Genomic DNA, 11,317 nt, shown 5'->3' on the forward strand with positions numbered 1-11,317 from the left:
GCTAGGCTATTCGACCTTGGTCGGCTAAAAGTTAATCACATGGTTAATATGCAGTTGCAGTGAGTTTGACAAATTAAGGCGCGCGGCTCAGCATAGCCTCATATTTGTAAGGAATTAATTGTATGAGTAACGACGTTAGAGTGGGTGTTGCCGTTATTATTATGCGACAAAACACTATTTTATTAGGTGAGCGAATTGGTGCGCATGGTGCAAATACATGGGCAACGCCGGGTGGACATTTAGAATTTGGCGAAAGCGTTGAGCAGTGTGCAATACGCGAGGTATTTGAGGAAACAGGGCTGAATGTTAGTCAAATAACTAAGCTTGATTTTACTAACGATATTTTTAGTGCTGAAAACAAACACTACATTACTTTGTACGTAAAAGCTGATTACGATGGTGGTGAGCCTGTGCTAAACGAGCCAAATAAATGTATACAGTGGCGCTGGTGCGATATTAATAACTTACCTTCACCACTGTTTACATCACTTAAAAACTATTTAACTACAGCAACACTTACGGCTTAGTTGATGGGCTTAATATTAACTTTTTAAAGCTCACTTGAGCGTAGTCACCGTTTTGTTTGTCGAGTGCCCACTCGCCTGTGCCTAAACAGCCAGGGTACCAAATACCTTTAGACGATTTAGTACTACATTGGTTATAAGCACCAGCCTTGAAATAATGCCAATCGGCAGCATAACCATGCGGGTGATCTTTGTCGTCCACTTTGCCGTAGGCATCAACATTGTTTCCTAAGTTAATTGAGTAGTTAACATCCTCTTTGCCTTTTGCGCTAAAGGTAAGGTGCATTACATTACCATGTACGTTTACGGTATAGCTAAAATCTTCACCAAGCGCTATACCTTCAACACCCGGATCATTAGGGTTTTCCCACGTGTTTCCCCATACTGGGTATGTAATATCAGTTCGGTTAGGATCTGTTTTTGGTAAGTTACGTTCGTAGTTCCAAAAAACGGAGCCCATTTTATGGCCGGGCCATTTTTTGTAATAAATTTTAAGAGGCTCATTTCCCCAGCCATAACCCAGTTTTGTATCTATTAGGGCTTGGTCTTTCCCCGCATGAATTTGTCCTACCACCACAGAATATGCGGCTTTTTTACTTGAGTCTGTAGCGCGTAATGCCACATGATCAACCTTCAACGTGGCTTCCATTTTTCCACCTACAGAGCCAAAGCGCTCAGAGAGTGGGTGAACAGCTAATGCAAAATTATTTTTTGAACTTTTTGTTTTTATTTTTGTGTTAGTACCGCGGATCATTTGCCTTAACTCACTGCGGGTGTTGGTAGAGTTAGCGCTGGTTAAAGCTTTATTTGGCGAGGTGAATACCATGTAACCTTGATCGTCAAGATAGAAAAAATCAGGGTGCGCGTAAGTTTGAATTTCTTCAACATCAATTGTGTCTATTTTACCGTCGTTGTTTAAATCAACAGGTACGTTTATTTTCCATTGTGATAAATCAAACTTTGATGCAGGAACAGGTGTATTGCTATCAATAGGTGTGCTTGTATTTGCGCAGCCCATAAACAGCAAGGGAGTAATAGCAGCCAGTGCTGTGAGTTTAAAAGTAGATGTTAGATTTTTCATTGTTGTCTCTGTGTGATGATGTTAATGAAGGTCAATATCGACCTTGATTAACGTTAATCTAACATACCAATTTAAAATATCAACATTACCAATTGCTATGTTTTTTATTTTTTAATTTTAAATTTGGTTATACCAATGTGGTTTTTGAGCTTTTTTTAATGTATTTACGTTGTGCCTTTTTAATATGCTTTGTGAGCCATTTTGTCATTTTTGGCATGAGTTCTGGTGCAAAATTATGGCCCATACCAGGCACTATTTTTAGTTTTGCCTTTTTTATTAACATGGCCGTTTTTTTACCTTCACCCACATTAATGACTACATCATGACTACCATGAATGACCAATGTAGGTGTTTTAATTTTTCTAATTAAATGTTGCCTATCTTTACTGGCAGCCATTGCAATGAGCTGGCGTTTGTAGCCATTAGGGTTGTTTGAACGCTCAACTATTTGTGTTGCATGAAGCCGAAGGGCGGCTTCTGTTTGTGGGTAAGCTGGGCTGCCAATTAGTTGGTTTAGTTTAATGTTGTAATTAATTGCTTCATCACGGCTTGGTGTTTTTGGTTTTAATTTGGCAAGCTTAATAAATACGCCAATGCTTTTAGCGCTCAGCCTTGGCAAGCTTGAACTTGACATAATAGCGGTTAAGCTCAGTACCTTTTTTTTATGTTGCGCTGCTATTAGCTGGGCAATCATTCCACCCATAGATGCACCAACAAAGTGGGCTTTTTTAATTTTAAGGGCGCTCATAAGCGACAATACATCGTTTGCCATATCATCGAGCAAATAGGGAGTTCGGCTTTGTATAGGAAGGCGCTTACTCAGCCAAGATTTCACTAAACTAGGAGAGGGGTAATGATCCAAATGAGTCGACAGTCCGCTATCACGGTTATCAAAACGGATAACTCTAAAGCCATTTTTAACCAAACCATAGTATAGTGAATCTGGCCATACGGTCATCTGAGCACCCAAACCCATTATCAGAATAACTGCAGGAGAGTGTTTATTGCCTTCATCTTGATAGTTAAGCGTTATACCGTGCGGTGTTTTAATTGTTCGCATAGCCAAGTTAGGTTATCAGCTTTACTAAAATTGTAGTGCGTATTTATTACAGTTTATTGGCAGTGGTAGGAAGCGGAAGTTTCCATTTGTTTAAAATTGCTTCGTACTCACCGCTTTGCTTAATTATTACAAGTGCTTGCGATAAGGCGTTGGCTGTACTTTCTTCAAGCATTTTATTACTGGCAAAATAAAGCGTTGAAGGAAAGTTATCTAAGTGAATGCGCTTGGTGATAAGGCTTGGATCTAAGCCCGACATTTTTAACTCGTTTTCTAATGTGAGTGTATTCATTAAGGCAAAGTCGATACGTTTTTTGTAAAGCATTTGCCAAAGTTGCTGGTAGTAGCTCACCAATACTAAGTTTTTGTCTTCTTTAAAGCCCATTTGCTTTAAATACTTAGCACTTGAGTAACCACGAATAGTGCCTATTTTATAAAACTTAGTGTGGTTTAAGTGCGTGGCTTCTGCTTTATTGCTTTTTAAGCTAACTACGTAGGCATCGGTAAAATAAACACTGCCTAACCATTTAAAGTTATTTGTGCGCGTAGGGGTTTTTAATAAAGAAAGTAAAATAGTGTTTGGATTACTTTCAAGCTCGTGAAATGCGCGCGCCATGGGCATTATTTCAAATTTAGCGTTTAATGATGTGATTTTTAAAACGGCTTTGGCTATGTCAACAAGCGCGCCATCAGCTTGGCCATTCTCGTTTTTAAAGTGATAAGGGTGCAAATCTTCGGCAATAAAGTTTACTGTACTCATTGCATTTACCGCAGTACAAAACATAAATACAAAGGCGCTAATTACAACACGCAGGTACATAAAAAAGTCTTTTTTAGCCAACATTGGTTGAGTTTAAATAATATTGCCTGAAATATAAACTTAAATGTTTAATAAAAGTAAATCAAAGTTAAATTACCCCTTATTTGTTTTAAAGTATTCTAGTGGACTGCACGAATACCAACGTTTAAAAGCACGATTAAAAGAGCTTTGATCTTTAAATCCGAGCAGCAATGCTAGCTGTGCTAAATTAGGTTTATTAGGCAGTTCGTTAATACGTCGCTTTCGCTCGTTTTCAAGCATGAGGGCAAACGTTGTACCGTGCAATTTTAAGTGCCGTTGCAAGGTGCGTGGTGTCATGCTGAGGGCATTTGCAGTGCGTATTAACGTACAATTTTGTAAATCGAGCTTTGCCATTAAAATTTGGCTGACATTTTCAGTTATATTTTGCTGGTTAGTAAAAAGACTTAATTGCTGATCAGATACTTGCTTTAGTGCTAAATAAATAGCAGCGTTATCAGTTTTAAAGTTCAGGTTTAAATAGCTACTCGGAAAACAAATTTCGTTGTGTTTTGCATTAGTTAAAATTGGGCAATTAAACCATGTTGCTAGCGTATTTATTTGCGGTTGAGTAAAGTGATATTGAAAGCTAACTTGTGTCGGTGATAATTCGTTATTGAGTAATTGGCGTACAACACTCACCCAAGCTGTCATATTTCTTAATACTACTTGTTCATTACATTGAGCATGGGGAAACCAGCGGATAGTTGCTTGGTTTTTGTGTTGCTCAAATTGTGCTTTACCTATATTTGCCACTAAGCGGTCGTAATTTAAAAGCGCTTGTATAGCGTTGCCTAATCCGTTACTTGACTCGACTAAATATCCCAAAACGCCATAGTCCGCCGTACGAATATGCTGACCTAGTCTAAAGCCAAATAAAGGGTCTTTAAGTGTATTTTGAGCATAATTAAGCAATGCGTTATAGCTTTTGAGGCTTATGCGTGGTGATAGTTGTTGTTTTGTGCGATTACTAAATTCAGTAAAATTAATTGCCTTTAGAGCATCTTGATTATTTAAACCTTGGCTTTGTAAATAATCAAGAATACTAGAAAAGTAATGATCGGCAATGGTTTGCATTTGTCGCCTAAAGCTAAAAAATGATCGCGTATGAGCAAGTTTGCCACGTTAAATTTTATTATGCTAGAGGCCTTATTTTAAGTATTGGTCACTTATGGTTTCTATAAATTTAAAATGCACTTTATTTGCTCCGCCTGAGAAGGTGGCGGCTGTATTGCTGGAACATGCCTATTTAGGGCGTTTTTTTAATGCTCAATTTTCACAATTAAAACCCCACAATAAAGGTGAAATGAAAGGTGGGGCAGGTGCCATAAGGCAAGTTAAAACGCCGCTTGTTGCTTTTAATGAACAAATTATACATGCCAGCAGTAATCATATTTGTTACCGCATAATGGGTGATAAGCCGGTGGAGAATCATCAAGGAGACATATATTTAACTCCCATTGAGTATGAAGGTAATACAGCTACAGCGCTTAGGTATTGTATCGCCTTTAGGCCACCATGGTGGATGCCGGGTAGCTTAATAAAGTTACTTGTTAAACATGATATATCGCAAGCACTTAAAAAATTACAGCATTATTTTAAGAGGGCACAACATGACCATTGAAGTAATTTTACTAGCACTTAGTCCCATTTTTTTAGTATTTGTTAGTGTTGAATTTATTAAATACAGGCGTTTTTACGATATAAAAGACAGCATGGCGAATACGGCCTTGGCGTTATTGCACCAAGGTGCTGATGCGGTTTCTTTAATATTACTGATGCCATTATTTAATTGGTTATATGAATACCGCGTTTTCGATATAGAGCTCTCGGTATTTACCGTTTTGTTTGCCTTTATATTTCAAGACTTTTTGTATTATTGGTTTCATAGGGCGTCGCATAGTATTCATTGGTTATGGGCTGCACATGTTGTGCATCATAGCTCTACAAAAATGAATTTTACAACGGCATTCAGGCAAAGCTTAATGTACCCCTTAGCAGGTATGTGGGTATTTTGGTTACCCATGATTTTAATCGGCTTTGATCCTATAACGGTACTTACAGTTGTTGCGTTAAACTTGGCATATCAGTTTTTTGTGCATACACAAATAGTTAAAAAACTTGGGTGGTTTGAAAGCGTATTCAATACACCGTCGCATCATCGTGTTCATCACGCTATAAACCGAGAATACTTGGATAAAAATTTTGCAGGCGTACTTATAATCTGGGATAAGTTGTTTGGCACATTTGTTGAAGAAGACTCTAATAAGCCATGTAAGTATGGCATTGTGGGGCAGTTAAATAGCAATAATCCAGTCACAATTACATTTCATCAATGGTGGCATTTAATTAAACAAACTTATACAGTAAAAGGGTTTAAAGCTAAGCTAAGTATTTTATTTGGCTACCCAACTAGCTCGCAGAAAAACAATGATAATGACGTGAGTTATAAAAGTTAAGAGTGGTTATCCACTCTTAACTTTGTTGTCTAAGGAAAGAAACTATTGTGCAGTAGTAATGACTGTATCAATCAAATGAACCACGCCATTACTAGTGTATATGTCGGTCGTTGTTACGTTACTACCAGCAACTTGCAATGAAGTTGCAGGTAAGCTTACTCGCCACCAAACACTGCCTACACCTTGGCCATTTTCATCGCCCGGAGCAGTATCGCCTAAGTAGGTGTATAATGGACGACCTAGATATGCAACCTGCATAGTGCTATCTGCACGAGCAATAAGTGATAAACCCGGTATGTTTTCAATAGAGTCTGCTGTGCCCAGCACTGGTGGCCACGTTGTAGCACATGTATCTTCACATACGCTCATTGACTCACCTAAGTCGTTGTCAAAAACGTAAAGCGTTTTACCCGCAGTGCTATCAGCCATGCCTGTTACTAAGCGTGCGTTTTCTGCATCGTATGCAACACTGTCTGTTGCAGCATTGGTGGTACTAGTAAAGTCGACAATGTTTACACTTATCATGTTTTCAGCAAGCGTAGTGACCATTTTACCGTTTGTTGCAAACGCATCTGTACTACCTACTTGAGCACCTAAAACGTGCTGCGTTAATACGCCGGTTAATGCATCTGTATCAGCGAGTAGCGCGTTTAAGGTATCCGTTGGGATTTTACTAAATGCGGCGTTTGTTGGAGCAAATACGGTGAACGATTTTGTCGTATCATTAAACGTATCAACTAAGTCAGCAGCTTGTAAGGCTGTCACTAATGTTGAAAGTGCGTCTGTTTCTGTTGCAACAGTAGCAATTGTTTTGGTAGGTGTGCCTACTTCGGCTGGTGGCATAATGACCTTATTGAGTACATGAATTACACCATTATCGGCTGTTACATTTGCCGCAGTGACGGCAGAGTCGTTGATAAACAGTGCGCTGTCTACGTATGATAGGGCGGCCATATCGCCATTTGCCATTTCCACTTTATTATTTTCGCTATTTGCAATGGTGACTGCTGCGTCAGACAAAACGTTTGCATCAGCAACTACATGGTAAAGTAAAATGTCGCGAAGGGTATCAGTGTCTGCAAGTAGTGCATCAATGGTGTCTTGCCCAAGCGCTGCAAAAGCGTCATCGGTGGGAGCAAATACTGTAAATGTATTGGTAGGATCAGCAACTAAAGTGTCTAACCCTGTAGCAGCTAGTGCGGCAATCAGTGTTGTAAAGTTACCATTATCGCTGGCAACATCTGCAATTGTACCAAAGCTTTCAGGTAGTGTTACATCAGCCACAATAACTGAATCGATTACATGAATTACCCCGTTAGTTGTAGCAATGTCTTTAACCACAATATTGGCACCGCCAAACATTAGCATGTCTGTTTCGGCATTAATTGTAATTGGAAGAGCGTTGCCTAACAGCGTTTCTGCAGGTTGACCATTTAATGACATAGCAGTTACCGAATCAACCGCGCCAGTCAAAACATGTTGCTTTAAAATGTCGCCAAGTACATCTGGGTTTGCTAAAAGCGTATTGATCATTTTGCTACCAACGGCTTCAAAGGCCGCGTCTGTGGGTGCAAAAACAGTGAACTGTGCTGATTCGTCGCTTAATGCTGCCGTTAAACCCGCAGCGTCTAATGCAGCAAGTAACTTGGTGAATCCACCAGCCTGTTGTGCTGTTTCGACGATATTGGTAGTTGGCGCTGCCTCAGCAGTGGCGATAGGCGTAAGTACTGCATCAATTGCATGAATGATGCCGTTGTCAGTTGCAATGTCAGTCATGGTTACTGTGCTTGTGTTTATTAACAAGCTATCGCCATTTAACGATAAAGCGACTTTGCCGCCGTTTACAGTGTCAACCGTTGTACCAGCAAGACCAATTGCTGCTTCAGCGTTAACGCTACCTGAAACTACGTGATAAGTAAGTATTGAACTAAGTGTATCTGTATCTTCTAGCAATCCGTTTATTGTGTCTTCGCCAAGTAGCGCAAAGGCATCATCGGTAGGAGCGAAAACAGTAAATTCTTGGCTAGTGTCGGCAAGAGTATCGTCTAAACCTGTTGCCTCTAATGCTGCAACTAAAGTGGTAAAGTTACCCGCGTCTCTTGCTACATCAACAATGGTTGAAGATGATTCGGGCTCAACTTGTACAGGGGTGTTATCGTCATCATCGTCATTACACCCTTGTGCTAGCAACAAGGGAAATGTAATGAGGCATACCTTCAGTAATTTGTTCATGACCTGATCCTTCTGTGTGAGATGTAATTAACAATCTCGTAACGTTACGGGCGTTTTTTTACAATGGATCAGGTTTTTTGGGTGTTTTTTGAACGTTTGCATCTGTGGAGTTTGTTAGGGATTAAACTATTTATCGCTTTTTACTACGTGGCGCCCCAAATAAAATAAATATATGACAAGCACATACAGATAAAAAAGCACTAATACCCAGTGCTCCGCCATAATTATTAATTTTAGGAACTAAATATTCAAATAAGATCGCAAAAATCATTGCTGCACTGGTTATTGTATATACACTAAAACGCTTTGGCGTACTCATACCAATAAACGTACCACCAAAAAAAATGGCACTATAAAGCTCGGGCTGTAAGTTAAAATAATAAAAAAAATAGTAAGCAATTATAGATAAGCCGGAAGAGGCGCTAACAGGGCTAAAAGGCTTATGTTTAGCAAGTAAAAATGTAAGTAAAGCGCCGCAAAATGCAATGGCAGGGTATTCTATTGCCATAAAAAAGAACCTTTAGCTAGAGCAAATACAGTAACGCTTACAAATGCAATACTTCCTAATTTTCCCCCAAAACCAGAAAATAAATTTAAAGTAAGTACATATAAACATGCGCCTATAAGTGAAATAAACCCCAGTTCCCAGTAGCTGCTAATTAAACTCGACGAGCACATGCCAGCAAAACTCCCTGCATAGATAGCAGCGCTCGGGTGGTTTTTAAATAACTGAGAAAAAGGAATAAATGAGCCCGCAAGCCCTACTGAGGATGCAGCAATAACTGCAGGTATATTAAATACAGAGTGCAATACAAAGCACAGTAAGCAGCCAATAAAAAAAGCGATGAATTTTACGAGGAAGAATTTAAGCATAGGGCGCTTAGTTTAAAGTAACTCGGGAATGTTTAAAAGCAGTGCTTACTATTGCGAGTGAATAGTTAAAAAAATCAAATAAAGCTACCGTAAGGTTTAAATATGCTCAAAAGAAGTGTTTTGTGTAATGTAAATTACAATTTATGTATAATATAGAAAACTTATTAAAGATTAAGAAATAACCAAAGGTAATTTATGTCTAATTGTTTGCATTTGGCAATTCCGGCCGGCGACTTAGAAGTAGCTAAAACATTTTATTGTGACGTCCTCGGTTGTAAAACCGGTAATAGTGAAGAGGGTCGTTGGGTCGACATCGACTTTTGGGGTAACGAACTTACATTACATCAAAGCGTTGAACGATTACCTACTGTTCGCCATGATGTAGATATGGGGGCGGTTGCGGTTCCTCATTTTGGCATTCACTTATCTGAAGATGAATTTAACAATTTAAAAAAACGTATAGAAGACGCTGACTTAGAATACCTAGATAAGCCATATCGTCGATTCATTGGCGATGAATTTGAGCAAGAAACATTTTTTATCGAAGATACTAATGGCAATGTGCTCGAAATGAAAACCATGGTTAACCCCGAGGTTTTATTTAAAAAAGTATAACTTTTATAAAAAGCCACTTTTCAGTGGTTTTTTTATGTGAAAAATTTGACGATTTTATAAATCGACTAACGTAAGCGGTGTTGCTTTTCTTTTTAGCTTTTCATGGTACATAGCAGCATCGCCAGCTTTTAAAAGTTCATCAATATTTCTAGGTGGATCACTAAATACAGCACTTCCAACACTCGCTTTTATGGCTAATTGTTCAGTATTATGATCAATAGTGAGTTTGGCTAATTCAGTTTTTAAAAAGTGAACTTTTGGGCTTACCTGAGCCTTAGTATAAAAGTGCGCTAGCACTACAAATTCATCACCTCCTAAACGTCCTATGACATCGTTACTGCGCACAATAGCTTTTAAATGGTGAGCAACTTTACATAGTGCTTGGTCTCCAACGGCGTGACCGTGAGTGTCATTTATTTGTTTAAAGTCATCTAAATCTATATAAATTAAACAGAGCACACCGCCACTTTTTATATGATGTTCTATTAAATCTGCCGATTTTTTGCACCACCCTCTGCGGTTTAAAATACCGCAAAGGTGATCATAATCGGCTTCGGTTTCGGCGCATTTTTTTGCAATCCTCATCCGACTAATACGCCTTGAAACCGCCACGGCGAGTAAAAATGACTCTACAGCAAAAGCTATAATTAACCCGTAGCGACGCATAAATGGACTTTCGTCTATTAATAATATTCTAAAAATCATACTGACAAATACAAAGCTTAGAGCAATAAACACCAGTGTTGCTTCACGAATGCCTTTGCGTGCTTGTAAAGCGGAAAGCACAAAAACACACCCTACAATACAAAGCGTTACATAGCCTGTAGCTTTACTTAAAAGAGCCCATACTTGAGGGGTTTTAAACAGTATTTGTAAAACGCTAAATAACATGACAACTACAGCTAAACACTTTAAGGCAGTATCTACTTTTGGCCAGCTTGTTTTGATTTGTAAAAGAGCGCAAATAAACCATGTCGCGCTTAAAACACATAGGCCAATAAATAAAAGGTATATGTTAAATAAACTGCTGCTGTGCTGGGAGGTTAAAAATAAATACAGCTGCCCTTCTTGCATAAGAATAAAGCCACCAATACAAAAAATGTATAAGCTGTAGAGCTTAAATGTATCGTCGTTAAGGCGGCTCCCCATAATTAATACATACAATATAAGCGTGATACACAAGCCGTAAAATAGCCCTAAAATTAGGTTTTGTTGTTGGCTTTTTTGAATAAATACAGGCATTGGTTGCCACTTAAATACCGGGCGAAACTCGACTGGAGAATACAAAGTTAATAGGGCGGTTGTTGCACCTGAGTCGATAAAATAAGCTGGTTTGTTGTATCTAATTGGATTGTGTATTTCGTCGTTTTGGCGCCACTCAAAGCGCTCAAGGGTAGAGCGGTTAAAGCTAAGAACACCAGCTTGCTGTAACTGGCAATTTACAGAGTATTGAACTCTGCCAGACTGAATTTTTAGTCTTAAAGGCGTTTGTTTATTTAATGTGTTTGCTGAAGTGATTTGTGGACTAATTTGTTTAATTTCACAATGTTGATTTGCAAATGCAGACTTATTAAATGAAAGACTAGAAAAAAAAAAAAAAAAAAAAAAAAAAAAAAAAATTAATAAAATGTATTAAAT

At 38.6% G+C, this 11,317-nt stretch carries 12 protein-coding genes; 4 read left to right on the forward strand and 8 right to left on the reverse strand.

What is annotated here, in order from left to right:
- Positions 1–122 precede the first annotated feature (122 nt).
- On the forward strand, positions 123–527 hold the full coding sequence (locus CWB65_RS06040) for a nucleotide triphosphate diphosphatase NUDT15 (RefSeq protein ID WP_138740154.1): 405 nt from the start codon (positions 123–125) through the stop codon (positions 525–527).
- On the opposite strand, the gene CWB65_RS06045 is transcribed toward CWB65_RS06040, so the two are convergent.
- The 4 genes from CWB65_RS06045 to CWB65_RS06060 form a co-directional block, all read right to left on the reverse strand.
- Positions 517–1,605 carry a polysaccharide lyase family 7 protein gene (locus CWB65_RS06045; RefSeq protein ID WP_138740155.1) on the reverse strand — a complete coding sequence of 363 codons (1,089 nt, stop codon included), beginning with the start codon at positions 1,603–1,605 and terminating at the stop codon, positions 517–519. The genes CWB65_RS06040 and CWB65_RS06045 overlap by 11 nt on opposite strands.
- 127 nt (positions 1,606–1,732) lie before the next feature.
- Positions 1,733–2,665, reverse strand: a complete 933-nt coding sequence (locus tag CWB65_RS06050) for an alpha/beta fold hydrolase (RefSeq protein WP_138740156.1) — start codon at positions 2,663–2,665, stop codon at positions 1,733–1,735.
- Between the two features lie 46 nt (positions 2,666–2,711).
- On the reverse strand, positions 2,712–3,506 hold the full coding sequence (locus tag CWB65_RS06055) for a substrate-binding periplasmic protein (protein WP_138740157.1): 795 nt from the start codon (positions 3,504–3,506) through the stop codon (positions 2,712–2,714).
- Between the two features lie 69 nt (positions 3,507–3,575).
- Positions 3,576–4,577 (reverse strand): AraC family transcriptional regulator, encoded by a 1,002-nt coding sequence (locus tag CWB65_RS06060; RefSeq protein ID WP_138740158.1) that lies wholly within the window; start codon positions 4,575–4,577, stop codon positions 3,576–3,578.
- Positions 4,578–4,671: 94 nt separating this feature from the next.
- Between CWB65_RS06060 and CWB65_RS06065 the strand changes: the two genes are divergently transcribed.
- Both CWB65_RS06065 and CWB65_RS06070 read left to right on the forward strand, forming a co-directional pair.
- Positions 4,672–5,124 (forward strand): SRPBCC family protein, encoded by a 453-nt coding sequence (locus tag CWB65_RS06065; protein ID WP_138740159.1) that lies wholly within the window; start codon positions 4,672–4,674, stop codon positions 5,122–5,124.
- Positions 5,114–5,959 (forward strand): sterol desaturase family protein, encoded by an 846-nt coding sequence (locus CWB65_RS06070; protein WP_138740160.1) that lies wholly within the window; start codon positions 5,114–5,116, stop codon positions 5,957–5,959. The genes CWB65_RS06065 and CWB65_RS06070 overlap by 11 nt, the downstream gene beginning before the upstream one ends.
- 42 nt (positions 5,960–6,001) lie before the next feature.
- Here CWB65_RS06070 and CWB65_RS06075 read toward each other — a convergent pair whose 3' ends face one another.
- The 3 genes from CWB65_RS06075 to CWB65_RS06085 all read right to left on the reverse strand — a co-directional run bounded on the left by CWB65_RS06075 (position 6,002) and on the right by CWB65_RS06085 (position 9,064).
- Positions 6,002–8,191 carry a fasciclin domain-containing protein gene (locus tag CWB65_RS06075; protein WP_138740161.1) on the reverse strand — a complete coding sequence of 730 codons (2,190 nt, stop codon included), beginning with the start codon at positions 8,189–8,191 and terminating at the stop codon, positions 6,002–6,004.
- Positions 8,192–8,321: 130 nt separating this feature from the next.
- Entirely contained in the window at positions 8,322–8,699 is a 378-nt protein-coding gene (locus tag CWB65_RS06080; protein ID WP_138740162.1) for a hypothetical protein, read from the reverse strand.
- A complete protein-coding gene (locus tag CWB65_RS06085) occupies positions 8,690–9,064 on the reverse strand; it encodes a hypothetical protein (protein WP_138740163.1) in 375 nt (124 codons plus the stop codon). Before CWB65_RS06085 ends, CWB65_RS06080 begins: the two co-directional genes overlap by 10 nt.
- 195 nt (positions 9,065–9,259) lie before the next feature.
- On the opposite strand from CWB65_RS06085, the gene CWB65_RS06090 reads away from it, so the two are divergent.
- Positions 9,260–9,679 carry a VOC family protein gene (locus CWB65_RS06090; RefSeq protein ID WP_138740164.1) on the forward strand — a complete coding sequence of 140 codons (420 nt, stop codon included), beginning with the start codon at positions 9,260–9,262 and terminating at the stop codon, positions 9,677–9,679.
- A gap of 54 nt (positions 9,680–9,733) precedes the next feature.
- On the opposite strand, the gene CWB65_RS06095 is transcribed toward CWB65_RS06090, so the two are convergent.
- A complete protein-coding gene (locus CWB65_RS06095) occupies positions 9,734–10,921 on the reverse strand; it encodes a sensor domain-containing diguanylate cyclase (RefSeq protein WP_249365019.1) in 1,188 nt (395 codons plus the stop codon).
- Positions 10,922–11,317: the final 396 nt, after the last annotated feature.

Origin of the sequence: Pseudoalteromonas sp. S554, from assembly GCF_005930865.1 — a bacterium.
GTDB classification, from domain to species: Bacteria; Pseudomonadota; Gammaproteobacteria; order Enterobacterales; family Alteromonadaceae; genus Pseudoalteromonas; species Pseudoalteromonas marina.